28 protein-coding genes are annotated in these 25319 nt (G+C 71.1%); 14 read left to right on the forward strand and 14 right to left on the reverse strand.

The window, feature by feature from the left end; translation table 11 throughout:
- Nucleotides 1-2: 2 nt before the first annotated feature.
- Nucleotides 3-812: an FkbM family methyltransferase gene (locus JJQ90_RS06100; protein ID WP_216873548.1), complete on the forward strand. Its 810-nt coding sequence runs from the start codon at nt 3-5 to the stop codon at nt 810-812.
- Here JJQ90_RS06100 and JJQ90_RS06105 read toward each other — a convergent pair.
- The 4 genes from JJQ90_RS06105 to JJQ90_RS06120 all read right to left on the reverse strand — a co-directional run bounded on the left by JJQ90_RS06105 (nt 790) and on the right by JJQ90_RS06120 (nt 4778).
- Nucleotides 790-1533 carry a GDSL-type esterase/lipase family protein gene (locus JJQ90_RS06105; protein WP_216873549.1) on the reverse strand — a complete coding sequence of 248 codons (744 nt, stop codon included), beginning with the start codon at nt 1531-1533 and terminating at the stop codon, nt 790-792. The two genes, JJQ90_RS06100 and JJQ90_RS06105, sit on opposite strands and share 23 nt — an antisense overlap.
- Nucleotides 1534-1538: 5 nt before the next feature.
- A complete protein-coding gene (locus JJQ90_RS06110; RefSeq protein ID WP_216873550.1) occupies nt 1539-2225 on the reverse strand; it encodes an ABC transporter permease in 687 nt (228 codons plus the stop codon).
- Nucleotides 2226-2228: 3 nt separating this feature from the next.
- Nucleotides 2229-2885 (reverse strand): SGNH/GDSL hydrolase family protein, encoded by a 657-nt coding sequence (locus JJQ90_RS06115; protein WP_216873551.1) that lies wholly within the window; start codon nt 2883-2885, stop codon nt 2229-2231.
- A 192-nt stretch (nt 2886-3077) separates the two neighbouring features.
- Complete coding sequence (locus JJQ90_RS06120) at nt 3078-4778, reverse strand: stimulus-sensing domain-containing protein (protein WP_216873552.1); 1701 nt, start codon at nt 4776-4778, stop codon at nt 3078-3080.
- A gap of 126 nt (nt 4779-4904) precedes the next feature.
- On the opposite strand from JJQ90_RS06120, the gene JJQ90_RS06125 reads away from it, so the two are divergent.
- The 6 genes from JJQ90_RS06125 to JJQ90_RS06150 all read left to right on the forward strand — a co-directional run bounded on the left by JJQ90_RS06125 (nt 4905) and on the right by JJQ90_RS06150 (nt 10328).
- A complete protein-coding gene (locus JJQ90_RS06125; protein WP_216873553.1) occupies nt 4905-6521 on the forward strand; it encodes a long-chain-fatty-acid--CoA ligase in 1617 nt (538 codons plus the stop codon).
- 41 nt (nt 6522-6562) lie between these two features.
- On the forward strand, nt 6563-7291 hold the full coding sequence (locus tag JJQ90_RS06130) for an SDR family oxidoreductase (protein WP_216873554.1): 729 nt from the start codon (nt 6563-6565) through the stop codon (nt 7289-7291).
- A 1-nt stretch (nt 7292) separates the two neighbouring features.
- Nucleotides 7293-8210, forward strand: a complete 918-nt coding sequence (locus tag JJQ90_RS06135) for a patatin-like phospholipase family protein (RefSeq protein ID WP_216873555.1) — start codon at nt 7293-7295, stop codon at nt 8208-8210.
- 26 nt (nt 8211-8236) lie between these two features.
- On the forward strand, nt 8237-8887 hold the full coding sequence (locus JJQ90_RS06140) for an AzlC family ABC transporter permease (protein ID WP_216873556.1): 651 nt from the start codon (nt 8237-8239) through the stop codon (nt 8885-8887).
- Nucleotides 8884-9207: an AzlD domain-containing protein gene (locus tag JJQ90_RS06145; RefSeq protein WP_216873557.1), complete on the forward strand. Its 324-nt coding sequence runs from the start codon at nt 8884-8886 to the stop codon at nt 9205-9207. Before JJQ90_RS06140 ends, JJQ90_RS06145 begins: the two co-directional genes overlap by 4 nt.
- 104 nt (nt 9208-9311) lie before the next feature.
- Nucleotides 9312-10328 carry a sensor histidine kinase gene (locus JJQ90_RS06150; protein WP_216873558.1) on the forward strand — a complete coding sequence of 339 codons (1017 nt, stop codon included), beginning with the start codon at nt 9312-9314 and terminating at the stop codon, nt 10326-10328.
- Here the strand turns inward: JJQ90_RS06150 and JJQ90_RS06155 are convergent.
- Nucleotides 10307-11164 carry an amidohydrolase family protein gene (locus JJQ90_RS06155; protein WP_216873559.1) on the reverse strand — a complete coding sequence of 286 codons (858 nt, stop codon included), beginning with the start codon at nt 11162-11164 and terminating at the stop codon, nt 10307-10309. The two genes, JJQ90_RS06150 and JJQ90_RS06155, sit on opposite strands and share 22 nt — an antisense overlap.
- A gap of 75 nt (nt 11165-11239) precedes the next feature.
- On the opposite strand from JJQ90_RS06155, the gene JJQ90_RS06160 reads away from it, so the two are divergent.
- Nucleotides 11240-12250 (forward strand): NAD(P)-dependent oxidoreductase, encoded by a 1011-nt coding sequence (locus JJQ90_RS06160; protein WP_329959385.1) that lies wholly within the window; start codon nt 11240-11242, stop codon nt 12248-12250.
- Entirely contained in the window at nt 12247-13008 is a 762-nt protein-coding gene (locus JJQ90_RS06165; protein WP_216873560.1) for a hypothetical protein, read from the forward strand. The genes JJQ90_RS06160 and JJQ90_RS06165 overlap by 4 nt, the downstream gene beginning before the upstream one ends.
- Here JJQ90_RS06165 and JJQ90_RS06170 read toward each other — a convergent pair.
- The 3 genes from JJQ90_RS06170 to JJQ90_RS06180 are packed head-to-tail and all read right to left on the reverse strand — an operon-like array spanning nt 12992 to nt 15875.
- Nucleotides 12992-14152 (reverse strand): MFS transporter, encoded by a 1161-nt coding sequence (locus JJQ90_RS06170; protein ID WP_216873561.1) that lies wholly within the window; start codon nt 14150-14152, stop codon nt 12992-12994. The two genes, JJQ90_RS06165 and JJQ90_RS06170, sit on opposite strands and share 17 nt — an antisense overlap.
- Before the next feature lie 32 nt (nt 14153-14184).
- Nucleotides 14185-15378, reverse strand: a complete 1194-nt coding sequence (rlmN, locus tag JJQ90_RS06175) for a 23S rRNA (adenine(2503)-C(2))-methyltransferase RlmN (RefSeq protein WP_216873808.1) — start codon at nt 15376-15378, stop codon at nt 14185-14187.
- Nucleotides 15375-15875 (reverse strand): invasion associated locus B family protein, encoded by a 501-nt coding sequence (locus JJQ90_RS06180; protein ID WP_216873562.1) that lies wholly within the window; start codon nt 15873-15875, stop codon nt 15375-15377. Before JJQ90_RS06180 ends, rlmN begins: the two co-directional genes overlap by 4 nt.
- Nucleotides 15876-15958: 83 nt before the next feature.
- On the opposite strand from JJQ90_RS06180, the gene JJQ90_RS06185 reads away from it, so the two are divergent.
- From JJQ90_RS06185 to JJQ90_RS06195, 3 genes are all read left to right on the forward strand, one after another.
- Nucleotides 15959-17212 (forward strand): class I SAM-dependent methyltransferase, encoded by a 1254-nt coding sequence (locus JJQ90_RS06185; protein WP_216873563.1) that lies wholly within the window; start codon nt 15959-15961, stop codon nt 17210-17212.
- A gap of 2 nt (nt 17213-17214) precedes the next feature.
- Nucleotides 17215-17733 carry a YdcF family protein gene (locus tag JJQ90_RS06190; RefSeq protein ID WP_216873564.1) on the forward strand — a complete coding sequence of 173 codons (519 nt, stop codon included), beginning with the start codon at nt 17215-17217 and terminating at the stop codon, nt 17731-17733.
- Nucleotides 17734-17836: 103 nt separating this feature from the next.
- Entirely contained in the window at nt 17837-19057 is a 1221-nt protein-coding gene (locus JJQ90_RS06195) for a GAF domain-containing sensor histidine kinase (RefSeq protein WP_216873565.1), read from the forward strand.
- A gap of 5 nt (nt 19058-19062) precedes the next feature.
- Here the strand turns inward: JJQ90_RS06195 and JJQ90_RS06200 are convergent, their stop codons facing one another.
- Nucleotides 19063-19386, reverse strand: a complete 324-nt coding sequence (locus JJQ90_RS06200; RefSeq protein WP_216873566.1) for an alkylphosphonate utilization protein — start codon at nt 19384-19386, stop codon at nt 19063-19065.
- Between the two features lie 118 nt (nt 19387-19504).
- Here JJQ90_RS06200 and JJQ90_RS06205 point away from each other — a divergent pair, with 118 nt between their 5' ends.
- Together JJQ90_RS06205 and JJQ90_RS06210 are read left to right on the forward strand one after the other, a co-directional pair.
- Nucleotides 19505-20776 carry an AmpG family muropeptide MFS transporter gene (locus JJQ90_RS06205; RefSeq protein WP_216873567.1) on the forward strand — a complete coding sequence of 424 codons (1272 nt, stop codon included), beginning with the start codon at nt 19505-19507 and terminating at the stop codon, nt 20774-20776.
- Nucleotides 20773-21120: a DMT family protein gene (locus JJQ90_RS06210; protein WP_216873568.1), complete on the forward strand. Its 348-nt coding sequence runs from the start codon at nt 20773-20775 to the stop codon at nt 21118-21120. The genes JJQ90_RS06205 and JJQ90_RS06210 overlap by 4 nt, the downstream gene beginning before the upstream one ends.
- 64 nt (nt 21121-21184) lie before the next feature.
- On the opposite strand, the gene ptsP is transcribed toward JJQ90_RS06210, so the two are convergent.
- The 5 genes from ptsP to JJQ90_RS06235 are packed head-to-tail and all read right to left on the reverse strand — an operon-like array spanning nt 21185 to nt 25255.
- On the reverse strand, nt 21185-23026 hold the full coding sequence (ptsP, locus tag JJQ90_RS06215; RefSeq protein WP_216873569.1) for a phosphoenolpyruvate--protein phosphotransferase: 1842 nt from the start codon (nt 23024-23026) through the stop codon (nt 21185-21187).
- Between the two features lie 15 nt (nt 23027-23041).
- A complete protein-coding gene (locus tag JJQ90_RS06220) occupies nt 23042-23371 on the reverse strand; it encodes an HPr family phosphocarrier protein (protein WP_230410463.1) in 330 nt (109 codons plus the stop codon).
- Nucleotides 23372-23412: 41 nt separating this feature from the next.
- Nucleotides 23413-23874 (reverse strand): PTS sugar transporter subunit IIA, encoded by a 462-nt coding sequence (locus tag JJQ90_RS06225; protein WP_216873571.1) that lies wholly within the window; start codon nt 23872-23874, stop codon nt 23413-23415.
- Nucleotides 23871-24797, reverse strand: coding sequence for an RNase adapter RapZ (rapZ, locus tag JJQ90_RS06230; protein WP_216873572.1), 927 nt, complete (start codon nt 24795-24797; stop codon nt 23871-23873). Before rapZ ends, JJQ90_RS06225 begins: the two co-directional genes overlap by 4 nt.
- Complete coding sequence (locus JJQ90_RS06235) at nt 24794-25255, reverse strand: HPr kinase/phosphorylase (RefSeq protein ID WP_216873573.1); 462 nt, start codon at nt 25253-25255, stop codon at nt 24794-24796. The genes rapZ and JJQ90_RS06235 overlap by 4 nt, the downstream gene beginning before the upstream one ends.
- Between the last annotated feature and the right edge of the window lie 64 nt (nt 25256-25319).

The following is a 25319-nucleotide window of genomic DNA, read 5'->3' on the forward strand; positions in this document are numbered from 1 at the left end:
CCATGGCCTCCCTCGCCGAAGCCTATGCCGCGCTGCGGGAACGCAGCAGAGCCGGACGGCCGGTGGATTTCGAGGGGCTGCTGCGGCGCTTCTACCTCGGCTTCCTGAAGCCCGGCGACATCGCGGTGGATGTCGGCGCCTTCAAGGGCACCCACACCATGCCGATGGCCGAGGCCATTCGCGGCCAAGGCGGCCTGCTGCATGCCTTCGAGGCCAATCCCGGCATGGCCACCGCCTTGCGCCCCTTCCTGGCCCGGCCAGGGCGGGAACATGTGACGCTGCATGAATGCGCGGTGGGCGACAGCGATGGGGAGGCCGGCTACGTGCTGGCGCTCGACAGCCCCGGCTATAGCGGCCTGCAGCAGCGCGAATACGACCAGCCGAATATGCGGACGGAACATATCCGGGTGCGCAAGGTGAAGCTGGACACCTTGCTGGGCGATCTGCCACGGCTCGCCTTCATCAAGATCGACATCGAGGGTGGTGAATTCGACGCGCTGCGGGGGGCGGAAGGGCTGGTGGACCGGCTGCGCCCGGCGATCAGCTTCGAATTCGGCCACCGTTCCTACGACGCCTATGGCGTGAACCCCGGCGAGGTCTTCGACTGGTTCGCGAAGCGCCGCTACATGATCTTCGACATCATCGGCAATCCGCTGCTGACCAAGGAGCGCTTCCTGCGCGCCGACAGCATCCCCGGCCTGTGGGACTTCCTGGCCGTGCCGGAGGACAAGCCGCCGCTCCGCCGCGCGGCCCGCGCGCAGCAGTTGCTGGTGGATCTGGGGGAGGCTTCTACTCCGCCAGCATCCGGTTGATCTGCGGGGTAATGGCGGCGCCGAGGATGGCGTAGCCGACCATGGTCAGGTGCAGCCGGTCGAAGGCCACATGCTCGGTCAATTGCCCATCCGGCATGACCAGCAGTGGGCCGGGCTCGATATAGACGGTGCTGCGGCCATCGGCGCAGCGGGCGATCAGCGCGTTCAGCCGGGCATTCACCGCCCGCACCGGGTCGTTGCGATCGGCGCCGCGCGGCAGGGTGCCGACCAGCAGGATGCGGGTGCGGGGCGATTGGCCATGGATGAAGCGGATGATCTCCGCCACACCCAGCGCCGTATCCTCGGGCCGCGAACCGGCGGCGGAATTGTTGGTGCCGATCAGCAGCACCACCAGCTTCGGCCGCAGATTGCCCCATTGCCCGGCGCGCAGGCGGAACAGCATGCCCTGGGTGAAATCGCCGAAGACGCCCAGGTTGACCGCGCGGCGATGCCCGAAGAACTGGGCATACATGGTGGGTTCCCAGGATTGCGTCAGCGAATCCCCCAGGAACACCAGATCGGCCTGGCTCCGGTCGATGCGGGACAGGTACTGGTCGATCTCCGCCACCCGGCCACGCCAGCCGGGAAATTCCATCGCCTCCGCCTGCGCTTCCCGCGGCAAGGCGGCGGGGGCGGGAATGGCAGGGCAGCCCGGCGCTGCGACAGCGGAACCGGCGGTCAGGCCCAGCACAAGGCCGAGGGCGGCAAGGGCGCGGCGCATACTGCTCAGCGGCCCGGCGGCGCGATAAGGTCGCGGGAGGTGAACAGGATGGTCCGCCCCCCCGGCGACATCAGCCAGAGGCTGGCGATCTGCCCCGCCTCCAGCCGGCCGAGGTCGAGCGGGCCGACCCGCTGCGCCCCGCATTGCGCCCGCAGCCGGGCCGCCGCCGGCGCCACCGTGCGCGCCTGCATGCCGGGGACCGGGACATTGGGGATCACGGCGCGCCCGCTGGGGTCGAGGGCCAGCGTTGCCGTCGGGCAGTTCGGCGCCGCGTTGTAGAAGGTCAGCCGGGCGCGGAGCCGGTTGTATTCGGTGGTGTCCTCCAGCAGCCGGGCCACCACCTGATTGCCCTCCCGCATCAGCAGCACGGTGTTGAAGGTATTGGCATTGACCCGGAAGGGATGGGCGGTGGTGGCGCCGGCATGGGTGATGCGCAGGTCCAGCGTCTTGCCCGCCGCATTCTCCACCACGAAATAATGGGAAATGCGCGCCGCATCCTCCGTGCCCAGTTCGCGCGGCAGGTCGAAATCGGACCGCAGCGAGGCCGGGCCATCGAGACCGTTGGCGTAGCGGATCAGCGCGAAGCCATCGGGCAGCCGCAGCTCATAGAGCATCGGCGCCTGGGCCTGGACGGGCGGCGCGGCGGCCAGCGGGGCGGCGAGGGCTGCGAGCAGCAGGAGGATGCGGCGCATGGCTCAGCGCCGCCGGACGGAGTTGATGAGGGCGATGATCTGCGGCGTCAGGGACCGCGCCCAATTGGCATAGCCGGCCGCCGTGTGGTGCTGGCCGTCATAGGTCGGCCAGGCGCCGGGGCGGGAGAAGGCGGTGCTGTCGATATAGGCGCAGGGCGCCACCTGGGTCGCCAGGTAGTCGGACAGTTCCTTGGCCCGGTCGAAGGTCTTGAAGAAGGGTCCACCCTCCGTGCCCCAGGTCGGCCCGACCCAGATGCAGGGCATGGAGGTGGCCTGGAAGCGCGTGGTCAGGGTGCGCACCTGGTCGGTGATCCACTGCCGCGGCATCTCCCGCTGCGAATAGCCGCCCATCGTGTCGCCGATCCCGACGATGACCAGGTTCGGCCGGTGGCGCTGTACCAGCTCGTCGATCGAGAAGCTGCGCGCGGTATTGGTACGGTTGGTCTGCAGATTGCCCGCGCCGACGCGTGTCGCGGTGCCACAGGGCACGCCGCGTGGCACCACCCAGGCGCCGGCGCCGACGCCGCAGGCGCTGTAGGTGGCGACCGTCGCGCCTTCCCGCCGCAACATGTCATGAAGATGGGTGCTCAGCGATCCAGGATAGACGAAGTGGCTGTCACCAATGACCAGAAGCGATAGCCCGACCAGCGCACCGGACATCCAGCATCTCCTTTGAACAAAAAATAATACTATATTTTATTTTCCGGATGCACCGATAATGCCGACCGCGACCCTATGTCAATCACAGTTCGATGTCGGCACGGCGTCGCCCGTTTCAACCGAAATCAAACGCCGCGTCAGTTGCGCGCCGTCTTATACCAACGGCCCTTCCGCGTGACCGGCCCGCTGATATCAGGCTGCCGGCAGTTTCACGATGAAACGCGCGCCAAGGATCGCGCCATCGGCGTCACGGCGGTTCTCGGCTGCGATGCGGCCCCGCAAACCCTCCACGATCTGGCGCGAGATCGACAGGCCCAGGCCCGAATGCTGGCCGAAGCGCTCGCCGGTGGGGCGTTCGCTGTAGAAGCGGTCGAAGATGCTCTCGAGCTTGGCATCGGGAATGCCCGGCCCCTGGTCCTCGACGATGAATTCCACCATCTGCCCGGTGGGCCGCGCCCGCACCACCACATGGCCATCCTTCGGGCTGAAGGAGATGGCGTTGCCGATCAGGTTGCGGAACACCTGCACCAGCCGACCCTCCACGCCCCGCACGATGAGCCCCTCGGCCGGTGCCTCGATCTCCAGCGTCGGGCTTCCCTCCTCCCGCGTCGCGGCGTGCAGTTCGCCCAGCGCGCCAAGGATCGGGGCGACATCCACCGGCACGGCGATGGTCCGCGACAATTCCGCATCCACGCGCGAACTGTCCGAGATGTCGTTGATGAGGCGGTCCATCCGCACCGCGTCGTCGGCGATGATGGCGAGCAGCCGCCGCTGCTTCACCGGATCCTCGATCCGGCGCAGCGTCTCGATGGCGCTGCGCACGGAGGTGAGCGGATTGCGCAGCTCATGCGCCACATCGGCCGCGAAGCGTTCGTTGACGTCGATCCGGGCCCACAGGGCGCGGGCCGCGGTCTGGAGGTCCCGCGCCAGCACGCCGATCTCATCCGCCCGGGCCAGCAGCGGCCTCGGCACGCTGCCGCCACGGCCCTCGCCTTCGCGCATCGCGGCTGCGGATCGGGCGAGTTGCAGGATCGGCGTCGCGATGGTGCGCGACAGATACAGTGACAGCAGCACCGTCAGCACCAGCGCCAGGGCGAACAGGGCCAGGACCGAAACGCGGATATCCAGCAGACGCGCATCCACCTCCCGCGCCTCCCGCGTCAGCAGCACGATGCCGACGGAGGCGGCGCCCCGGCGGGCGGGTTCGGCGACGGAGACCAGCAACCGGCCCTCCGCCGTGCGGCGGATATAGGGGCGGACGCCGCCTTCCAGCGCCAGGCGCAGCTCCTCCCGCCGATCGGGGCCGCTGGTGCCGCCGAATTCGGGCTGCCAGTCGAAGGAGGGGGCGTTGGGATTCACATCCACCCGCACCTGGTCCTGCGCGCCGCGCGGCAGCATCGCGAGCACCTGTTCATACAGGCCGCCGACGGTGCCGGCGAAGGCGCCGCGTGGTTCGGGCGGCGGCAGGGGCTCGGTGACGATGGCGCCACCCGGCCCTTCGCGCACCCGGCTGTCGGCCACCAGCAGGCCGGTATTGTCGAACAGCCGCGCCTGGGTGTTGGGGGAAGGTTCCACCAGCCGGCGCAGCAGCGGACGGGCGGCTTCCGGCACCAGGATGGTGCGGTCATCCCGCGGGGTGGCTGCCGCCTCCCCGATCGCGGCGGCATAGATGCGGGCCTGGGTCCGCAGTGATTCGACCTCCGCTGCCAGCAACCCGTTCTGGTACTGGTCCAGATAGAGCAGGGAGGCGGCGAGCAGCGCCGGCGGCAGGGCGTTCATCAGCAGGATGCGGCGCAGCAGCGGCGACATCCAGCGCCGCCGATGCGGCTCCGCCTTCACCTTGTGGGAAGGCGGGGGGGCGGGGAGCGAGGGGGCGCCGCCCGAATCGGGCATGGGTCCGGGGATTCCTGTGGCTGCCGGGGAAAGCTAGCCGGGAGACTGCCGCAAGGCCATGGCGGTTGCGTGGCAGCGCGGATGGGCGAAGACTTCCGGTCAAGCAAGATAAGGGAGGCGCGAAAGATGCTCGGGCTGATGCAGGACTGGCCGCTGCGTGTCCACCGGCTGATCGACCACGCCGCCCGCCACCATGGTGGCCGCGCCGTGGTCAGCCGCAGCGTGGAGGGGCCGATCCACCGCACCGATTTTTCCGGGTTGCGCCGGCGGTCGCTGGCGCTCGCCCAGCGCCTGGTGCGGGAGGGTGTGCGGCCGGGCGACCGGGTGGCGACACTGGCCTGGAACACCTGGCGCCATATCGAGGCCTGGTACGGCATCACCGGGGCGGGCGCCGTCTATCACACGCTGAACCCGCGCCTGTTTCCGGACCAGATCGCCTGGATCCTGAACCACGCCGAAAGCCGGCTGATGTTTTTGGACCTTTCCTTCATCGCCCTGGCGGAAGGCATCTCGGAAAAGCTGCCCCATGTCACGCGCTACGTCGTGCTGACGGATGCGGCGCATATGCCGGAGACGAAGCTGCCCGGCGCGGTGGATTACGAAAGCTGGCTGGCGGAGGCGGATGGCGATTTCGCCTGGGCGCCCGGCGAGGAGAACGCCGCCGCCGGCCTCTGCTACACCTCCGGCACCACGGGCGAACCCAAGGGCGTGCTCTATTCCCACCGCTCCAATGTGCTGCACGCGCTGGCGGTCGCGGCGCCGGACATGATGGGGCTTTCGGCGATGGACCGGGTGATGCCGGTGGTGCCGATGTTCCATGCCAATGGCTGGTGCCTGCCCTTCGTCGCGCCGCTGACCGGCGCCGGGCTGGTGCTGCCCGGGCCGAAGCTGGACGGCCCCTCGCTGCATGCGCTGATGGAGGCGGAGGGTGTCACCTTCACCGCCGCCGTGCCCACCGTCTGGCTCGGGCTGTTGCAGCACATGGAGGCGACGGGCGCCGAACTCACCACGCTGAAGCGCGTGGTGATCGGCGGCTCCGCCTGCCCCCGCGCGCTCACCTCCGCCTTCGAGCAGCGCGGGGTGCATGTGGTGCATGCCTGGGGCATGACCGAGACCAGCCCCATCGGCACCATCTGCGGCGTGAAGCCGGAAGTGGCGGGGCGCGACGCCGAAGGGGTGCTGGACCTGCAGGAGACCCAGGGTTTTCCGCCCTTCACGGTCGACATGCGCATCGTCGGCGACGATGGCGTGGAAAAGCCCTGGGACGGCAGCACCTTCGGCAATCTCCAGGTGCGCGGCCCCACCGTGACGCGCGGCTATTTCCGCACCGGGGATGCGCTGACGGAAGACGGCTGGTTCGAGACGGGCGATGTCGCGACCATCGATCCCGCCGGCTACATGCACATCACCGACCGCACCAAGGACGTCATCAAGTCCGGCGGCGAATGGATCTCCTCCATCGCGCTGGAGAATCTCGCCATGGGCCATCCTGATGTCGCGGAGGCCGCCGTGGTCGCCGCGCGTCACCCGAAATGGGACGAGCGGCCCCTGCTGGTGGTGGTGGCCAAGCCCGGGCGGGCGGTGACGCGGGAGGGGATGGTGGCGCATCTGGCGCCGCATGTCGCGAAATGGTGGCTGCCGGATGATGTGGTGGTGGTGGATGAGATTCCGCACACCGCCACCGGCAAGATCCTCAAGACGAAGCTGCGGGAACAATTCGCGGGGTATTTCGGGGTGCCGTGAGGGCGGCTAGCTTCCTGCCGCAACGACGAGGGACTCGGAACATGGCAGGCACGGCCCTGGTCACCGGCGGCAGCCGCGGAATCGGCGCGGCCATCGCGCTGCGGCTGGGTGCCGCGGGGCATGACGTGGCGATCACCTACCAGAGCAACGCCGCCGCCGCCGACAAGGTGGTCGCCGCGCTGGCAGCCCAGGGCCGCCGCGGCCTCGCCATCCAGGCCGACAGCGCCGATGCCGGCGCGATCCGCGCGGCGGTGGATCGCGCGGCGGCCGAACTCGGCGGGCTGCGCGTGCTGGTGAACAATGCCGGCCTGTTCCCCTATGGCGCGCCGGAATCGGTGACGGAGGCGGAGCTGGAACGCGTGCTGGCGGTGAACAGCAAGGCGCCCTTCATCGCCGCGCAGCAGGCGCTGCGCCACATGGCGGAGGGCGGGCGCATCATCAGCATCGGCTCCACCCTGGCGCATCAGGTGGGCCAGCCGGGGCTGACGCTCTATGCGATGAGCAAGGCGGCGCTGGTCGGCTTCACCCAGGGGCTGGCCCGCGACCTCGGCCCGCGCGGCATCACCGTGAACCTGGTGGACCCCGGCTCCACCGACACCGAGATGAACCCCGCCGACGGCCCGGGGGCGGAGGCGCAGCGCGCCGGCGTGGCGCTCGGCCGCTACGGACGGCCGGAGGAACTGGCGGCGATGGTCGTCTGGCTCGCCAGCCCGGAGGCGAGCTACGTCACCGGCGCCCGCTTCACCGTCGATGGCGGCGCCACTGCCTGAGATGCCCCGCATCGGCATCGCCCTCGGCAGCGGCTCCGCGCGGGGCTGGGCGCATATCGGCGTGCTGGATGCGCTGGCCGAGGCGGGTATCCATCCCGAGATCGTCTGCGGCACCTCCATCGGTGCCCTGGTCGGCGCCGCCCATGTCGCCGGCCGCCTGCCGCGATTGCGGGACTGGGTGGAGGCGGCGACCTGGCGGGAGATCGTCGGCCTGCTGGATGTCCGGCTGACCGGCGGCGGGCTGATCGATGGCAAGGAACTGCTGTCCTTCCTCAACGGGCTGGGCCTCGCCGGGTCGATCGAAAGCCAGCCCCTGCGCTACGCCGCCGTCGCCACGGACCTCGCCAATGGGCGGGAGGTCTGGCTCCAGTCCGGCCCGATGCATGCGGCGGTGCGCGCCTCGGCCGCCCTGCCCGGCCTGTTCAGCCCGGCCTTGCATGAGGGGCGCTGGCTGGTGGATGGCGGGCTGTGCAACCCGGTGCCGGTCTCCGTCTGCCGGGCGCTGGGGGCGGAGGTCATCATCGCCGTCAACCTGAATGGCGATCTGCTCGGCCGCCGCTTCGAAGCAACCGCGCCCCCAATGGCGGCGCCGGCGACCTCCCCGCCGAGTTCGGAAGGCATGGGCCGCGCGCTGCGCGACCTGCCGCTGGCGCTGCGGGACCAGGCGGTGGCGCTGGCCGGGCGGCTGTTCCCGCTCAGTGCGGCGACGCCCGGCTATTTCGACGTGCTGGCGAATTCCATCAACATCATGCAGGACCAGATCACCCGCACCCGGCTGGCCGGCGACCCGCCGCATGTGCTGCTGCTGCCCCGGCTGCGCGACATGGCGCTGATGGATTTCCACCGCGGCCGCGAAGCCATCGCGGAAGGCCGCGCCTGCGTCGAGCAGGCCCTGCCGCTGCTGCGGCGGCATCTGTGAGCGCCGGCCAGGCATCCCGGCAAGGCGTGACGGAGGCGCTGGGCGCGCCGGCCCTGGCGATGGGCGCCACCTTCCTGGCCTTCGGCGCGGCGGTGGCGGAGGCCGGGCTGCCGCTGGGCTGGGCGCTGCTCTGCACCGGCGCGGTCTATGGCATGGCGGGGCAGTTGGTCCTGTTGCAGGTGGCCTCCGGCGGCGGCGCCGCGCTGCCGGCGACGCGGGCGGCCACCGCCGCCAATGCCCGCTTCCTGCCCATGGCCGTGGCCATCGCGCCGCTGCTCGGGCGCCGCGCGCCGCGCTGGCTGGCGCTGCCCTTCATCGCCATCACCCCCTGGGCGGCGGGCATGCGCCGCCTGCCGGCCCTGGCGGAGCCGGCGCGGCTGCCCTGGTTCCTGGGCTTCGCCGTGGCCTCCTGGTGCGCGGCGATGGCGGCGACGGCGGCGGGGCACCTGGCGGCGCCCGCTTTGCCGCTGCCGCTGCGGGCGGCGCTGCTGTTCGCCAATCCGCTGTATTTCGCGCTGCTGCTGGCCGCCGATGCCGGCCGGCCGGGGGTCGCCCCGGCGCTGCTGGCCGGCATCCTGGCCGCGCCCCTGGCCCATGCCGTGGGGGGCGCCTGGGGTCTGCCGCTGGCGGGCCTGATCGGCGGCAGCCTGGCTTTCCTCTGGCAGCGCTGGCGATGAGCCAGCCGGACCTGGCGCTGCTGCTGACCGTGCTGGTAGGCCTGGCCCTGCGCGGGCTCGGCCTGCTGCTGGGCGGCGCGCTGCGGCCCGACCATCCGGCCATCGCCTGGGCCTCCGCCGTCTCCGTCGCCACCCTGGCGGCCTTCGTCACCCTGGCCATCGCCGCCCCCGCCGGGCTGCTGGCAACGGTGCCCCTGGCCGCGCGGCTGGTCGGGCTGGCGGCAGGTGGCCTGGCCTATTGGCGTCTGCGCGGCCGGCTGCTGCCGGCCATGGCGGCGGGGCTGGCGGCGCTGCTGCTGGCACGGCTGCTCACCGGCTGACGCGCGCGGCCATTCCGCGGGGTCGGATTCCACGATATCAAGAATTTTGAGACTGCGGGGCTCAACGGGGAGCAGGCGCCGATCCGAGGCCAGGACAGATGACCATGATCGGGTTCGATCTCGGCTCCGAGACGGGGCGGGAAAGGGCACGGCTGGCGATCGCGAATTTCGGCATCGCCTTCTTCGAATCCGACATGGTCACCAGGCTGGTGACGGTCACGCCCAACGCCTTCGCGATGTTCGGCCTGCCCGTGCCCGACCACATGCCGGTCGCCCGCACCGGCTTCTGGGACTGCTACCACCCGGACGACAAGGACGCCGCCCTCGCCACCTTCGAATCCGACCTGCGCGGCGAGCGCAACCGCGACGTCTATTGCGAGCGGGTGCGGATCATCCGCCAGACCGATGGCGCCATCCGCTGGATCGAGTTCCTGGGCCGCATGTTCGGCCCGCCAGGGGCGCGCACCCATATCGTCGGCATGCTGCGCGACGTGACGGAGGCGGTGGAGGCGGAGGAACGCCAGGCCCTGCTGATGCGGGAGGTGAAGCACCGCGCCAACAACACACTGGCCGTGGTGCAGTCGCTGGTGCGGCTGACCCGGGGCGACAATCTGCCCGACTACCGCCACAGCCTGGAAGGCCGCATCCTGTCCCTGGCGCGCACGCAGAGCCTCGTGGAGCGCGCCGATGGCCAGCCGACCACCCTGGCGGCGCTGGTCGCCGCCGAACTCGCGGCCTATCTCGACCATATCGACCTGGCCCTGCGCGCGCCGCCCTCGCTGGCCGCGCCGGCGGTGCAGCCGGTGGCGATGATCCTGCACGAGCTGGCGACCAACGCCGCCAAGCACGGCGCCTTCGCCGCGGCGGAAGGCCGGGTGGGGCTGTCGGCGGCGGTCATGGGGGCGGAGGTGGTGCTGGGCTGGGCCGAAGCGGGCGGCCCGGAGATCGGCGACTCGCCCCGGCACAAGGGCACCGGCATGGCGGTGATCCTGGCCCAGATCCGCCGGCTGGGCGGTACCTGGCAGACGGAATGGCAGCCCGGGGGGCTGGTCGCGGAAATCCGCGTCCCGCTGCCGCGCTGGACCGGGACGGCGGCCGCTCAGCCCGGCGCGAAGCCGTAGAGGCGCGCCGGATTCGCCGCCAGGATGGCGTCCCGCACCGCGGTCTCCGGCGCCCAATCGGCCAGCAGGTCCAGCAGCGCGGCGTCGTCGGGGATGGTGGTGGCGTTGGGATGCGGCCAGTTGGTGCCCCAGACCATCCGCTCCGGCGCCGCCGTCACCAGCGCCTGGGCCAGGGGCGTGACGGCGGCTGGCCGCGCCTGGTCCAGGCTGTAGGGCGAGGACAGCTTCACCCAGCCGCGGCCGGCCTGAAGCAGATCCATCATCACGGCCCAGGCCGGATGCGCCGCCCAGCCTTCCAGCGGCAGTTGCCCGAAATGGTCGAAGACCACCGGGCAGGGCGCGGCGCGCAGCACCGGGGCGAGATCGGCGATCATCTCGGCCGTGGCAAAGATCTGAAGGTGCCAGCCGAGATCGGCCATGCGCCGCGCCAGGGGCGCCACATCGGCGGCCGACAGGGGGATGCCCTGCACCAGATTGGCCCGCGCGCCGACCACGCCGGCCTCCGCCATGTCGCGCAGCAGTCCCGCATCGGCCTCCGGCCGCACCACCGCCACCATCCGCGCCCGCCCTGTCCCGGCCTGCCGCAGGGCGTCCAGATGTCCTTCATTGTCGAGGCCGTAGCTGGAGGGCTGCACCAGCACGTGCCGCTGCACGCCGAGCCGCGCCAGCAGCCGGGCATGGTCGGCCAGCATCGCGCTGCCATGCGGCCTGCCGCCGGGCACCACCGGCCAGGCGGCGTCATAGACATGATGGTGGCAATCCACGGCGCCCGGCGGCACGGCCAGGCGGGGCGGATCGAGACCTTCGGTGAAGGGAATTCTCGCGGCGTCATCCATGCCGCATAAGCTACATCCCTGTAACCCGGTGCCGGAAGCCGGGATCACTGAGTCAGGGCAAGGGGACGGATCATCGTGCTGCGGGTTTTTCTCACGCATACGCCGGAAATGCGCGGCAGCTACTACGCCGAGGCGCCGCTGGCCGCCCTGCGACAGGTGGCCGACGTCACACTGCACACGGGCGAACGGCCGCTCTCCGGCGCCGAGCTGGCGCGGGCCGCCGCTGGCTGCCACTGCATCGTCGCCGACCGCGCCACCCCGGGCACGCCCGAGACCTTTGCCCATGCGCCCGACCTGCTGGCCTTCCTGCGGGTCGCCGTCGATATCTCCACCATCGACGTCCCCGCCGCCTCCGCCGCCGGGGTGCTGGTGACCCAGGCGACGCCGGGCTTCGTGGACAGCGTGGCGGAGCTTGCGATCGGGATGATGATCGACCTGGCGCGCGGCGTCTCGCCGCTGGCCGGCGCCTATCACGCCGGCAACCCGCCGGGCTCCCGCATGGGCACGCAACTGTCGGGCAAGACGCTGGCGGTGATCGGCTGGGGCCGCATCGCCCGGCGGCTGGCAGAACTTGCCCGCGCTTTCCGGATGCGGGTGCTGGTGCACGACCCCTACAACCCGCCCGGTGCCACCGAGGGCGTGCAGGCCGCGCCGCTGGCGCAATTGCTGGCGGAGGCGGATTTCCTGGTGCCGCTGGCGGTCTCCTCGCCGGAGACGCGACACATCGTCGGACCCGCCGCCTTCGCCGCGCTGAAGGAGGGCGCCTTCCTGGTGAACCTGTCGCGCGGGGAGCTGGTGGATGAGGCGGCGCTGGCCGCCGCGCTCGATTCCGGCCGGCTGCGCGGCGCGGCCATGGATGTCGGCAGCGCGCCCGACCAGCGGCCCGACCCGGCCCTGGCCGCGCGCGGCAATGTCGTCGCCACGCCCCATATCGGCGGGTTGACGCCGGAGGCGGCGGAACACCAGGCGATGGACACCGTCCGCCAGGTCGCCGCCCTGGCCCGCGGCGAAATGCCGCCGGGCGCGGTGAATGCCGAAGCCGCGCAAAGGCTGCGCCGCTGGTGGGAGGGCCGGCCGGCCCGATGAGTCTCCGCCGCCTCCACCCCGGGCCGGGCCGCCAGATGATCGCGGACCTGTCCTGGGCCTCCCTGCGGGTGCCGCGCTGCACGCTGGCGGCGCGGCTGGCGATTCCGCGCGCCCTGGCCGCCCGCAACGCGCTGGCGGCGCCGCGCCCGCCCTGGACCGTGCTGTTCACCAAGGCCTTCGCCCTGGCGGCGGAGGCGCAGCCGGCGCTGCGCCGCCTGCACGCCACCCTGCCCCGGCCGCATCTGCTGGAAGCGCCGCATGCCGTGGGCTGCATCGTTCTGGAGCGGGAGCATGAGGGGGTGGCGACCCTGGCGCTGGCCCGCTTCACCGAAGCCCACGCCACGCCGATCGCCGACCTCGCGGCGCGGCTGCACCAGGCCAAGACCGCGCCGCCGGGGGAGAGCCGGCATTTCCACCGGCTGCTGCGCTTCGCCCGCCTGCCCTGGCCGCTGCGCCGGCTGATGCTGCGCTGGGCGGTGGCCCGGGGCAGGCCGCTGCTGCGCTATGGCGGCACCTTCGCCATTTCCGCCCTCGGCGCGCGCGGCGCGGTGATCGTGGACAGCGTCAGCGTGCTGCCGGGATTTTTATCCTATGGCCCGATCGGCGCCGATGGCGGGGTGCAGGTCTTCCTGTCCTTCGACCATCGCGTCATGGACGGCGCCGATGGCGCCACGGCGCTGGAGGGGCTGGAAGCGGCGATGGAGACCCTGGTGGCGGCGGAACTGGCCGGGATGCGGCAGCTCATCCCGGCTGGTTGAGCAGCCGCGCCCGCGCCCAGATCGCCAGCCCCAGCACCCCGGCGCCGGAGACCAGGAAGGCCGTGGTGTAGCTGGTGGCGACGATCAGGCTGCCGAAGACCACGGACCCCAGGCTCTGGCCGAAGAACAGCGCCATGGCGAAGGCGGCCACCGCCGTGCCGCGCGCCTCCGGCAGGGCTTCCGTGGCGCGGGCCTGCAGCACGCCATGCAGCATGAAGAACAGCAGCCCGACCGCGCATTGCGCCAGGGCCACCATCCACCAGGCATTGGCCAGGGCGAAGATCGTCATGGCCAGGGTCAGCCCGATGCCGCCCCAGAGCACCTGCCGCCTTTCCCCCAGCCGCCGCGCCAGCCGCGCGGCGTTCTGCGTATAGACGAAGGAGCCGATGCCGAAGCTCGCCACCACCAGCCCGGCGGTGGCCGCCGACAGCCCGAAACGCTCGATGAGCAGGGAAGCAAGGAAGGGAAAGGCGCCGCCAAACAGAAAAAAACCGTCCGCCGCCGCCGCCATCAGCAGCCGGCGTCCGGGCCGGCGTTCCAGGATGCGCAGGAAGCCCGACAGGCCCATGGTGCGGCCGCCCGCGGCCGGCGACTGCCACAGGGTCGGGCCGAGCCTCACCGCGAAGAACAGCGTCATCCCCGCCGTCATCAGCCCGAGGCCGAGGAAGGCGGTGCGCCAGCCGGCATATTCCGCGATGACGCCCGAGAGCGGCGCGGCCAGGAGCTGGGAGGCGACCATGCCCGTCATCAACTGGCCGATCATCCCCTGGCGCTGGTCGTAGGGCACCTGGTCGCCGATATGCGCCATGAACAGCGGCATCACCGCGGCGCAGGCGAATCCCGCCAGCACCCGCACCGTCAGCAACGTGCCGAGGTCGCCCGACATCGAGGCCGCGAGCTGTGTCGCGCCATAGAGGCCCATGGAAATGGCCACGATCCGCATCTTGCCGAAGCGGTCGCCGAGCGGCCCCATCACGAGTTGCCCAATGCCATAGGCCAGGGCGAAGCCACCGATCAGCGGCGCCACCGCCCCCAGACCCACGCCGAACTCCCGCGCCAGCATGGGCAGCAGCGGGTCCAGCATCCGCATGCCGCAGCCAATGGTGAAGGCCGCCAGCGCCATCAGCCAAATGGGAGGATTCATGGTGAACGCCGCGGACTCCCGCGGCGGGGTTGTCACGCCACGTCGGCCTTCACGCGGCGCACGCGCTCGCTCTCGGTCTTGAGCTGGCCGCAGGCGGCCGAGATGTCGCGGCCGCGGGGGCGGCGCACCGGGCTGGAATAGCCGGCGGCCTCCACGATCTCGGCGAAGGCGCGCACCGCCTCACCGCTGCTGGTCTTGTAGGGGCTGCCCGGCCAGGGGTTGAAGGGAATCAGGTTCACCTTCGCCGGCAATCCCTTCAGCAACCGCACCAGCTCCCGCGCTTCCGCCGGGCTGTCATTCACGCCGCGCAGCATCACATATTCGAAGGTGATGCGCCGCGCATTGCTCGCGCCGGGATAGCGCCGGCAGGCGGCCATCAGCTCCTCGATCGGGTATTTGCGGTTCAGCGGCACGATCTCGTTGCGCAGCTCATCGGTTACCGCATGCAGGCTGACCGCGAGGTTCACATTCAGCTCCGCCCCGCAGCGATCCATCATCGGCACGACGCCGGAGGTGGACAGCGTGATGCGACGGCGGGAGAGCGCGATGCCCTCATTGTCCATGACGATGCGCAGCGCCTTGGCGGTGTTCTCGTAGTTGTAGAGCGGCTCCCCCATGCCCATCACGACGATGTTGGACAGGTGCCGCGCCGTGCCGTCCTTCGGGCTCGGCCATTCGCCGTAGCTGTCGCGGGCGGCCATGAACTGGCCGACGATCTCGGCCGCGCCCAGGTTCCGCACCAGCTTCTGCGTGCCGGTGTGGCAGAACTTGCAGGACAGGGTGCAGCCCACCTGCGTCGAGATGCAGACCGCGCCGCGATCCTCATCGATGGAGGGGATATAGACCGTCTCCACCTCCTGCCCATCGCGGTAGCGGAACAGGAACTTGCGGGTGCCGTCGGTGCTGGTCTGCACCGTCGTGGCCTCCGGCCGCCCCACCACGAATCGCTCCGTCAGCTTGCCCTGCATCGGCTTGGCGATGGAGGGCATGCGGGCAAAGTCGGTGACGCCCTGGTGGTAGATCCAGTGCCAGAGCTGCTTGGCGCGGAACGGCTTTTCGCCAATGGCCACCATCTCGGCGGCCAGTTCCTCACGCGTCAGTCCGACCAGGTCGCGGCGGCCATCGGGAAGGGTGGCGGGCGGTGGCGCGAAAAGCGCGGCCTTGGCCAGGATCCGCGCCCGCTCCGCCGAGTCGAGCTCGGCGGAGGCCGGCGCCGGGGCGGTCATCGCCCCGCCGGACATTCGCGCGAAATCGCCTCATAGGCCGCGGTGAAGCCGCTGAGCGAGAAGGTGTCGGCCACCGTGGCGCGGCCCTGGCCCGGGGTGCGCACCGTGGCGTCGCGGCCACCGCGGAAGGCTGAGATCAGCTGCGGGGTGCCCTGGAAGAAGGCGCTGGACTGCACCACGCCATAGCTGCGGAATTCCGTGTTGCCGGAGGAGGAGGCGACGGTCATCACCGCCTCCGCCTGCCGCGCCAGCGGCGCGCCAAGCGAAATCGCCACCTGGTCGCGCCCGGCCGGGCGATGGGTGATGGTCAGCGTCACATTCTGCCGTGCCTGCGCGCCGGTGGAACGGGTGAAGGCGTAGCAGACCTTCTGCCCACCTTCCTGATGCGTCGCGGCCGTCCAGGCCTGATGCGCGCCAAGTCGCTGCGGGGCGCGCTGGGCCTCCGCGGCATGGGGAAGGACCAGTGCGGCGAGGAGGGGAAGGGCGATACGGACCATGCCCCGCTAGATACGGCGCAACCTTGCCAGGGGCAACCGTGAATGGTTTCCGCGATGCCGCCGCATGCTCTATGCAGGCGGGGATGACCGCACCCGATCCCGCCGACGCGCAACTCGCCGCCCAGTACGAGGCCTATCCCTATCCGGCGCGGGATGCGCGGGAGGAGGCGAAGCGGCTGGTCCTGGGCAGCCCCTCACACCTGCGGGAGATCGACCACTGGGTGTTCGGCGGCCGCCGCCCGGCCAGCCAGCCGCTGCGCGCGCTGATGGCTGGCGGCGGGTCCGGCGACGGCACCATCATGCTGGCGCAGCAGATGACGACGCTGGGCCGTGCCGGCCAGGTCACCTGGCTCGACCGGTCGGCCCATGCGCGGCAGGTGGCGGAGGCGCGGGCGGCGGCGCGGAAGCTTACGAATATCCGCTTCCAGCCCGGCTCGCTGCTGGACCTGCCGGGCCTCGGCCTCGGCCCCTTCGACTACATCGATTGCTGCGGCGTGCTGCACCATCTGCCCGACCCGGCGGCGGGGCTGGCGGCGCTGGCCAGCCAGCTCGCGCCCGGCGGTGGCATGGGCATCATGGTCTATGCCCCTCATGGCCGCACCGGCGTCTATATGCTGCAGGACGCGCTGCACCTGCTGGCCCCGGCGGCGGAGGCACCGCCGGCCCGGGTGGAACTGGCCAAGCGGCTGTGGAAGCAGACGCCGGAAACCGCCTGGCTGCGCAAGAACCCCTGGATCACGGACCATATCAAGGGCGGCGATGCCGGCCTGTACGACCTGCTGCTGAACCCGCGCGACCGGGCCTTCACCGTGCCGGAACTGGCCGCGCTGGTGGCCGGCGCGGGCCTGCGGATCGAGGCGCTGGTGGAACCGCTGCGCTACGACCCCGACAGCTATCTGACCGACCCGAAGCTGCGCGCCCGCGCCGCCGGCCTCGACCCCATCGCCCGCGCCGCCCTGGCCGAAGCGATCTGCGGCAATATGGGCATCCACATCGCCTATCTGACCCGCGCCGAGGACCCGGAGGTGACCCGGCCCTGGGCGGAGGACAGCAGCATCCCGGTGCTGCGGGAGCTGGACGGGCCGACGCTCGCGCGCGGGCTGCGGCCGGATGGGGTGCTGCCGGTCAGCTTCGACGGGCTGCGCGTGGCGGTGCCGCTGCCGCGCCTGGCCGGCGCCATCCTCGCCCGGATCGACGGCAGGACGCCCTGGGGCGAGATCATCCGGGCGGTGATCGCCGCCGGCGCCAGCCCGGACCAGGCGGCGCGCGACCGCGCCGCGCTGGTGCATGCGATGGAGCGGATGAACCGGCTGCTGATCGCCGCGCCGCTTTCCTGACCATGGAAACGCCACCCGCCGCCGTGGTGATCCTGGGTGCGGCGGTGCGGCCGGACGGCACGCCGAGCCCGGCGCTGCGCGCCCGGGTGCAGGCGGCGCTGGGCTGGGGCGAAAGGCAGACCCCGCCGGCGCTCTACATCCCCACCGGCGCCATCGGCCGCCACCCGCCAGCCGAGAGCGTGGCCATGGCCGCGATCCTGATGGCGGCGGGGGTGCCGGAGGCGCGCATCCTCCAGGAACCGACCGGGACCGACACCTTCTCCTCCGTCCTCGCCTGCCTGGCACTGCTGCGCGGCCTGCCGCCGGGGACGGAGCTGCGGGTGGCCACGCATCGCTACCACCTGCCGCGCTGCCTGCTGCTGTTCCGCCTGGCCGGCGTGGCGGCCCGCGCCGTGCCGCCCCCCGCCGGCCCGGCCGAAACCGGCCAGCCGCGCCGCTGGTTCTGGCGGCTGCGGGAGGTGCCGGCGGTGCCCTATGACGCGGCGCTGGTGCTCTGGGCGCGGGCGCGAGGGCGGCTGTAGCCGCCGGTCAAAACCAGGTGCGGCCCCCAATGCCCGCGCCGGAACGCCGCGACGCCGCCCCGCGCATCGGCTATCCTCCGATCCTGTGTCCGAGGATGGGCCGATGCGCCACGCCTTTCAATCCGATATCGACACCATATCCGCCATCGCCGCCGTCCCCCGCATCCTGGATGTCGTCTGCGACGCCACCGGCATGGGCTTCGCCGCCGTGGCCCGGGTGACGGAGGCGAACTGGGTGACCTGCGCGGTGCGGGATGACATCCGCTTCGGCCTGCGCCCGGGCGACGCGCTGAAGGTCGAGACGACGATCTGCCATGAGATCCGCCAGCACGGCGCGCCGGTGACGATCGACGACGTGGCCGGCCACCCGGTCTATGGCACCCACCACACCCCCGCGCTCTACGGCTTCCGCAGCTACATCTCCGTGCCCATCACCCTGGCCGATGGCCGCTTCTTCGGCACGCTCTGCGCCATCGACCCGGCCCCGCGCCGGCTCGACACGCCGGCCACCCTCGGCATGTTCAAGCTCTTCGCGGAGATGATCGGCTTCCAGATCGACGCGCAGGAACGCGTGCTGACCAGCCAGGCCGCCCTGGCGGAGGAGCAGGAGGCGGCGGTGCTGCGGGAGCAGTTCATCGCCGTGATGGGCCATGACCTGCGCAACCCGCTGGCCTCCGTCGATGCCTGCCTGCGCATGCTCGCCCGGACGGAACTGGCGGAGAAGCCGGCAGGGCTTGTGCAGATGGCCCAGCGCAGCGTGCGCCGCATGGCCGGGTTGATCTCGGATGTCATGGATCTCGCCGCCGGCCGGCTGCGCCACGGCATTCCCGTCTCGCCCGGCAGCGGCATTGCGCTGGAGGAGGGGCTTCGCCAGGTGGTGGCGGAGGTCGCGGCCAGCGCACCGGACCGGCGCATCGAGGCGACCTTCGCCCTGGCAGCGCCCGTCGCCTGCGATGTCGGCCGGCTCATGCAGCTCGGCTCCAACCTGCTGACCAATGCGGTGGCGCATGGCGCGGCGGAGGCGCCGATCCGGCTCCGCGCCACCTCGGGGCCGGATGGCTTCGAGCTGGAGGTCGGCAATGCCGGCGCGCCAATTCCGCCCGAGGCGCTGGGCCGGCTGTTCCAGCCCTATTTCCGCGCCTCCGGCCAGCCCGGGCAGCAGGGGCTCGGCCTCGGCCTGTATATCGCCGCGGAGATCGCCCGCGCCCATGGCGGCGCATTGCGCGTCGCCTCCGATGCGGCGGAGACCCGCTTCACCTTCACCATGCCCGTCGCCTCGGCGGAATGCCTTGCGACGAAGGTGCCGGACGCGGTCGCTGTCTGAGCCGCTCAGCGCTTGCGCACGAACTCCGTCCGCAGCACCAGGCCCTTGATGCTGTCGTGGCGGCAGTCAATCTCCTCCGGATTCTCGGTCAGCCGGATGGTCCGGATGACGGTGCCCTGCTTCAGGGTCTGGTTGGCGCCCTTCACCTTCAGGTCCTTGATGAGGGTGACCGAATCGCCATCGGCCAGGAGATTGCCGGAGGCATCGCGCACCTCCACCGGGCCGGGCACGGCGGCGGCCGCAACCTCCCCGGCCGGGCGCCATTCCCCGGTCGCTTCGTCATAGACATAGTTGTCTTCAGCCTCAGGGGCCTCTTCGGCATCCGGCATGGTCGCCTCGTCTTCAGGATAGGCGGCTATCTCCCGCGCGCGGGACGGCACCGCAAGGGGCGGGTTCCGCCGCCCGCGGCGCGCCTGTAAGCAATAGGTTGGGCGAGAGGAGTCCTGCTTGGCCAATCTGTTCCGCGATCGCCGCTTCCTGGTGCTGCTGGCGCTGGGCTTCTCGGCCGGCGTGCCACTGCCGCTGACCGCCTTCACGCTGCGGCAGTGGTTTTCCGAATCCGGCGTCTCGCTGACCGCCATCGGGCTGACAGCGCTGATCGGGCTGGCCTATGCCTTCAAGTTCCTCTGGTCGCCGGTGCTGGACCACGCGGCGCCGCCGGCCTTCGGCTGGCTCGGCCGCAGGCGGGGCTGGCTGGCGACCATCCAGCCGGTGCTGGCCGCCGCCATCCTCGGCCTCGGCTTCACCAATCCGGTGACGGCGGCGGAGATCACGGTGATGGTCGCCGTGCTGGTCGCCTTCCTGTCGGCGAGCCAGGACATCGTGGTCGATGCCTATCGCATCGAGGTGCTGGAGGAGAGCAACCAGGGCTATGGCCTGGCCTGCTACATCTGGGGCTATCGCGCCGCCCTGCTGGCGGCCAATGCCGGGGCGCTGGCGATCGCCGAATTCGCCGGCTGGACCGCCGCCTTCGCCTATTGCGCCGCGCTGGTCGGCGTCGGCTTCCTCGCCGTGCTGCTGGGGCCGGAGCCCGCGGCGCCGCCGGTGGTGGTGCTGCCCTGGTCGCGCCGGCTGAAGCTGGCGGTGGTCGATCCCTTCGTCGATTTCATGGGCCGCCGCTACTGGGTGGCGATCCTGGCCTTCGTCGCCCTGTTCAAGCTGGGGGAGGCGCTGGCCGGGATCATGACCGCGCCCTTCTACCGGGAACTCGGCTTCTCCCGCCTGGAAGTCGCGGCGGTGGGCAGCGTGTTTGGCCTGTTCATGACGCTCGGGGGGGCGCTGGCCGGCGGCTGGGTGGTGGCGAAGCTGGGCACGGCGCGGGCGCTGGTCGTCACCGGCCTGCTGCAGATGCTGTCCAACCTGATGTATGTGGCCCTGGCCCAGACCGGCTACTCCATGCCGATGCTCTGGACCCAGGTCGGGGTGGAGAATTTCACCGACGGTCTCGCCGACGCGGCCTTCGTCACCTACCTCTCGGCGCTGACCAGCCGGTCCTTCACCGCGACGCAATATGCGCTGCTGTCCTCGCTCGCCGCCGTGCCGCTGCGCACGCTGGGCGCCGGCAGCGGCTGGCTGGCGGAGGGGTTGGGCTGGTCCTGGTTCTTCGCCCTGACCACCCTGGCCGCATTGCCGGCCATGGCGATCATGATCTTCCTCCTCAAGCGGTTGCCGCCGCCCGCTCCACCCGTGGTCCAACCCGCGCGAGACCTTCCCGGATGACGAGCCCCTATTTCCTGACGCCGCTGCTGCTGGTGTTCTCGAACGTATTGATGACTTTCGCCTGGTACGGCCACCTCAAGCAGCCGGCCTGGCCGCTCTGGCTGGCGGTGGTGCTGAGTTGGGGCATCGCCTTCTTCGAATACTGCTTCGCCGTGCCGGCCAATCGCATCGGCTACGGCACCTTCACGGGCCAGCAGTTGAAGGTGATGCAGGAAGTCATCACCCTGGCGGTCTTCGCCGTGTTCAGCGTGATGTTCCTGGGGGAGCAGCTCCGCTGGACCTATTTTGCCGCGATGGCCTGCCTGGTCGCGGCAGTGGTCTTCATCTTTTTGCCCGTGGATTGAGAGGGGGGTATCTAGAACGCGCGATTCAGACCTTCGGTGCCTTCGCACCTTCGGTCATCACGCTTCACCCCCGCTCCGTCACCCCACTGGCAAAACCATCCACCAATTCGCGGATGCGCGCCGGGTCGGACTGTTCCATCACCCGGCGGGCGAAGCGGGCACAATCGCCGATATCCAGGCTGCGCACCGCCTGCTTCACGCGCGGAATGGCGCTGGCATTCATCGACAGGCAACGCAGGCCGAGGCCGAGCAGCAGCGGCACCAGCCGCGGATTGCCGCCCATCTCGCCGCAGACCGAGACCGGCATGCGCAGCCGCAGCGCCGCTTCGGTGGCGAACTGCATCAGCCGCAGCACGGCGGGGTGCAGCGGGTCATACAGGTGGCTGACCTCGGCATCCGCGCGGTCCACCGCCAGGGTGTACATGGCCAGGTCATTGGTGCCGATGGCGAAGAAATCCGCCTCCAGTGCGATGGCATCCGCCGCCAGCGCGGCGCCGGGCGTCTCGATCATGGCGCCGAGGTCGGGCAGCTTGTCCGGCAGCCTCTCGCCGCGGCGGCGCAGACGGCGGGCGACGCGTTCATAGATCTCCCGCGCCTGCTTCACCTCGGACGGGATGGTGATCATCGGCAGCAGCACGCGCACCACGCCATCCGGCGCGGCGCCGGCCACGCGGAGGATCGCGGCGAACTGCGCCTCCAGCAATTCGGGCCGCTTCAGCAGCATGCGGGTGCCGCGCAGGCCGAGCGCCGGGTTGGGGCTGGAATGCAGCGGGCCGATTCCCTCGGCCAGGGCCTGCATGTCCTTCTCCCCGCCCCAGTCCAGCACGCGGATGGTCACCGGATCGCCGGCCATCGCCTCGACGATCGGGGCATAGGCCGCCACCTGGGCGTCCTCGTCCGGCAGATCCTCGCGGTTCATGAACAGGAATTCGGTGCGCAGCAGGCCGATGCCCTGGGCGCCGGCCTGGGCGATCAGCGGCAACTCCGCCGGGATTTCCATATTGGCGAGCAGTTCCACCGGCTCGCCATCCGTGGTCACCGCCGGCAGCCGCCGCAGCTTGGCCAATCGCGTGCGTTCGCGGGCGTATCCCGCGACCTGGTCCTTGGCCCAGACCAGGGTGGCGGCCGTCGGGTGCAGGGAAATGGTCCCCGCCGCGCCATCCAGCACCATCTGGTCGCCGCGCCGCGCGGCTTCCGTCAGCCCATGGGCGCCCAGCACGGCCGGAATCCCCAGCGCGCGCAGCATGATGGCGGTATGGCCATCGGCGCCGCCCTCCTCCGTCGCCACGCCGGCGATGCGGGCGGGGTCGAGCAGCGCGGCATCGGCCGGCGTCACCTCATCCGCCACCAGGATGGCGCCCTCAGGCACGTCCTTGAAGCTGCGGAAGGAGTTCTCGGTCAGGTTGCGGGTCAGGCGGCGGGCAATCTCCCGCACCTCCCCGGCCCGGCGGCGCAGCCCGGCTTTATCGTCGTCCTTGGCCGAGAGGATGACATCCGCGATCGCCGCGGCCTCATCGCCCACCGCCGTCTCGGCGGCCAGCAGCCCGGTCTCGATGCGCTTGCGGGCGCCGCGCAGCAGCCGGCTTTCGCCCAGCATCATGGCATAGGCGTCGAGCAGGGGTTCGAGTTCTTCCTGCGCCTCCTCCGGCAGCACGCCGAGGCGCATCTTCAGCTTGGCGACCTGCTTGCGGGAGGCGGTGACGGCCGCCGCCAGGCGCTGCTTCTCCGCGTCCACCGCCGATTCCGCGATGTTGCGGCGCGGCGCCTCGGCCGGGGGTTCGGTGGTGTCGAAGACGGTACCGATGGCGATGCCCTGGGAGACAGGGATGCCACGGATGACCACTTCCTTCGTCCTGCGCGGGGCACGACGGGTGGGGGAATCGGGTCCGGTCTTCTCTGGCTTCATAAACCGCCCCGGGGTCTAGTCCTCATGGAAGCCGGCCTCCATCAGGCCGGCGATGGCCTCCAGGGCTTCCTTGGCGTCCCAGCCCTCGGCCTCCACCAGCACCTCGCTGCCCTGGCCGGCGCCCAGCATCATCAGCCCCATGATGGAACAGGCCGGCACCGTCTGGCCGTGGCGGCTGACGCTGACGCAGGCGGAGAAGCGTTCGGCGACGGTGACCAGCTTGGCGGCGGCGCGGGCATGCAGGCCCCGGCTGTTGATGATCTTCACGGTCTGCCGCAGGGCAATGCCGCCGGAGGGGTCGCAGCCGCAGGGACCCGGCTCCGCCGCCAGGGGTTCGGCCGGCATGGGACGTGCCTTGGACTCGCCGGCTTCGTCGGGCCATTCATTCATGCGTCATTCCCCTTGCTGGGGCCTCCCTCGGGCGTCGAATGACCGTTGGGGGGTTTCACCATCCCCTCCGGCATCTCCGCCGCGCTGGCGATATATTTGCGCCCGGCAGCCGTCGCATGCGCCACCGCCTCGGGCAAGGGCTCGGTGCCCCGGATCTTCGCGAGCTTGACCAGCAGGGGCAGGTTCACCCCCGCGATCACCTCGACGGAACGATGGTCGCAAAGCTGGAAGGCGAGGTTGGAGGGGGTGCCGCCCAGGATATCGGTCAGCACCACCACGCCATCGCCCTGGTCCACCCGCGCGATGCAATGGCGGATATCCTCCCGCCGCGCTTCCAGCTTGTCCTCCGGATAGATGCAGACCGTGGCGACGGCGCCTTGCGGCCCGACCACGTGCTCCATGGCGAGGCGAAGCTCCTCGGCCAGGCGGCCGTGGGTGACGAGGACAAGTCCGATCATGATGAGTGCGCCAGGGCCTCCTGCCCCGCAACCGATGCCCCCCCGCCTGTCGCGGGGTGGGCGGCCAGGTCGCGATGGATGAGATCCACCCGCCAGCCGATGGAAGACAGATGGGATGCAAGACGCTCCGCCACAAGGACGGAGCGGTGGCGCCCCCCGGTGCAGCCGATGGCGATCGTGAGGTACTTCTTCCCTTCGGCGGCGTAGCGGGGCAACAGCAGCTCCATCATCCCGGTCATGCGATCCCAGAATGGGGTGAAGGCGACATCGGACTCGACAAAGCGGGCGACAGGCGCATCGCGCCCGCTCATCGGCCGCAGGGCGGGGTCGTAATGCGGGTTGCGCAGGAAGCGGACATCCCAGACGAGGTCAGCTTCGCGCGGAAGCCCTTTCGGAAATCCAAACGAGACGATGCCAATCGCCAGCCCCAGCGCACGGTCGGGGCGGAAGCGCCGCTCGATCAGCCGGCGCAGCTCCGGCAAAGGCAGGTCGGAGGTGTCCACCACCCAATCCGCCGCCTCCCGCAACGGGGCCAGCAGCGCGGCTTCCCGGGCGATGCCCTCCGTCACCCGGCTGCCGAGCGGGCCGCCGGGCGCCAAGGGATGGCGGCGGCGGGTTTCGGAGAAGCGGCGCAGCAGCACCGGCTCCTCCGCCGTGGCGAAGACCAGGCTGGCGGCGAGGCCGGGCAGGGCGCGCAGCGCGGCCAGTTCGGCCAGCAGCGCGGCGGCGTCGAAGCCGCGGGAGCGCGCATCGACGCCGATCGCCAGCGGCGCGTCGCCATCGCCCACCAGTTCCTGGAGGATGGTCACCGGCGGATTGTCCACCGTCTCGAAGCCCAAATCCTCCAGCGTGCGCAGGATGCTGGCCTTGCCGGCGCCGGACAGGCCGGTGACCAGCAACACCGGGCGCAACGACGGGCTCATGCCGGGCTCTCCGCCAGGGCGCCGGCCGCCATGCGGGCGCGCCCACCGGCCGCCGCCAAGGCGAAGACGATGCGGTCGGGTGCCGAGGCTTCCAGCCCGTGCAGCCTCACCAGCGGCAGGGACTGGCCGAGCACCGCATAGCGCGCGGGCTCCGGCAGGCGCGGCAGGGCCTCCGTCGCCGGGACCAGCCGCACCACCAGCCGCAGCGGCACCGGGCCGGCCACCGGCAGGTCCTGCATCAGGCCGAGTCCGCGGATTTCCAGCATGCCCCGCAGGGGCGCCGGGACGCTGGCCAGCAGCGCGTTGCCATCCACCGCCAGTGTCACCTGGTCATCCGCCACCAGGGCGGCGCCCCGGCCGAGCAGGCGCAGGACGAGATCCGACTTGCCGGAGCCCGAAGGACCCAGGATCAAAACACCTTCACCATCCAGGGCCACGCAGGACCCGTGCAACGACATGACAGCCGGTTAACCTCGAAGGGTCGGCGGACCATGGCAGAAAGGTGGCGAAGGTAAAAGGGGC

The organism is Falsiroseomonas oleicola (assembly GCF_019029495.1).
Taxonomy (GTDB): Bacteria; Pseudomonadota; Alphaproteobacteria; order Acetobacterales; family Acetobacteraceae; genus Falsiroseomonas; species Falsiroseomonas oleicola.

What these genes read in the sequence shown, in the direction of transcription:
- JJQ90_RS06100 (WP_216873548.1), top strand. Translation starts at nt 3, where the DNA reads ATGGCCTCCCTCGCCGAAGCCTATGCCGCGCTGCGGGAACGCAGCAGA.
- JJQ90_RS06105 (WP_216873549.1), bottom strand. Translation starts at nt 1,533, where the DNA reads ATGCGCCGCGCCCTTGCCGCCCTCGGCCTTGTGCTGGGCCTGACCGCC.
- JJQ90_RS06110 (WP_216873550.1), bottom strand. Translation starts at nt 2,225, where the DNA reads ATGCGCCGCATCCTCCTGCTGCTCGCAGCCCTCGCCGCCCCGCTGGCC.
- JJQ90_RS06115 (WP_216873551.1), bottom strand. Translation starts at nt 2,885, where the DNA reads ATGTCCGGTGCGCTGGTCGGGCTATCGCTTCTGGTCATTGGTGACAGC.
- JJQ90_RS06120 (WP_216873552.1), bottom strand. Translation starts at nt 4,778, where the DNA reads ATGCCCGATTCGGGCGGCGCCCCCTCGCTCCCCGCCCCCCCGCCTTCC.
- JJQ90_RS06125 (WP_216873553.1), top strand. Translation starts at nt 4,905, where the DNA reads ATGCTCGGGCTGATGCAGGACTGGCCGCTGCGTGTCCACCGGCTGATC.
- JJQ90_RS06130 (WP_216873554.1), top strand. Translation starts at nt 6,563, where the DNA reads ATGGCAGGCACGGCCCTGGTCACCGGCGGCAGCCGCGGAATCGGCGCG.
- JJQ90_RS06135 (WP_216873555.1), top strand. Translation starts at nt 7,293, where the DNA reads ATGCCCCGCATCGGCATCGCCCTCGGCAGCGGCTCCGCGCGGGGCTGG.
- JJQ90_RS06145 (WP_216873557.1), top strand. Translation starts at nt 8,884, where the DNA reads ATGAGCCAGCCGGACCTGGCGCTGCTGCTGACCGTGCTGGTAGGCCTG.
- JJQ90_RS06150 (WP_216873558.1), top strand. Translation starts at nt 9,312, where the DNA reads ATGATCGGGTTCGATCTCGGCTCCGAGACGGGGCGGGAAAGGGCACGG.
- JJQ90_RS06155 (WP_216873559.1), bottom strand. Translation starts at nt 11,164, where the DNA reads ATGGATGACGCCGCGAGAATTCCCTTCACCGAAGGTCTCGATCCGCCC.
- JJQ90_RS06165 (WP_216873560.1), top strand. Translation starts at nt 12,247, where the DNA reads ATGAGTCTCCGCCGCCTCCACCCCGGGCCGGGCCGCCAGATGATCGCG.
- JJQ90_RS06170 (WP_216873561.1), bottom strand. Translation starts at nt 14,152, where the DNA reads ATGAATCCTCCCATTTGGCTGATGGCGCTGGCGGCCTTCACCATTGGC.
- rlmN (WP_216873808.1), bottom strand. Translation starts at nt 15,378, where the DNA reads ATGACCGCCCCGGCGCCGGCCTCCGCCGAGCTCGACTCGGCGGAGCGG.
- JJQ90_RS06180 (WP_216873562.1), bottom strand. Translation starts at nt 15,875, where the DNA reads ATGGTCCGTATCGCCCTTCCCCTCCTCGCCGCACTGGTCCTTCCCCAT.
- JJQ90_RS06185 (WP_216873563.1), top strand. Translation starts at nt 15,959, where the DNA reads ATGACCGCACCCGATCCCGCCGACGCGCAACTCGCCGCCCAGTACGAG.
- JJQ90_RS06190 (WP_216873564.1), top strand. Translation starts at nt 17,215, where the DNA reads ATGGAAACGCCACCCGCCGCCGTGGTGATCCTGGGTGCGGCGGTGCGG.
- JJQ90_RS06195 (WP_216873565.1), top strand. Translation starts at nt 17,837, where the DNA reads ATGCGCCACGCCTTTCAATCCGATATCGACACCATATCCGCCATCGCC.
- JJQ90_RS06200 (WP_216873566.1), bottom strand. Translation starts at nt 19,386, where the DNA reads ATGCCGGATGCCGAAGAGGCCCCTGAGGCTGAAGACAACTATGTCTAT.
- JJQ90_RS06210 (WP_216873568.1), top strand. Translation starts at nt 20,773, where the DNA reads ATGACGAGCCCCTATTTCCTGACGCCGCTGCTGCTGGTGTTCTCGAAC.
- ptsP (WP_216873569.1), bottom strand. Translation starts at nt 23,026, where the DNA reads ATGAAGCCAGAGAAGACCGGACCCGATTCCCCCACCCGTCGTGCCCCG.
- JJQ90_RS06220 (WP_230410463.1), bottom strand. Translation starts at nt 23,371, where the DNA reads ATGCCGGCCGAACCCCTGGCGGCGGAGCCGGGTCCCTGCGGCTGCGAC.
- JJQ90_RS06225 (WP_216873571.1), bottom strand. Translation starts at nt 23,874, where the DNA reads ATGATCGGACTTGTCCTCGTCACCCACGGCCGCCTGGCCGAGGAGCTT.
- rapZ (WP_216873572.1), bottom strand. Translation starts at nt 24,797, where the DNA reads ATGAGCCCGTCGTTGCGCCCGGTGTTGCTGGTCACCGGCCTGTCCGGC.
- JJQ90_RS06235 (WP_216873573.1), bottom strand. Translation starts at nt 25,255, where the DNA reads ATGTCGTTGCACGGGTCCTGCGTGGCCCTGGATGGTGAAGGTGTTTTG.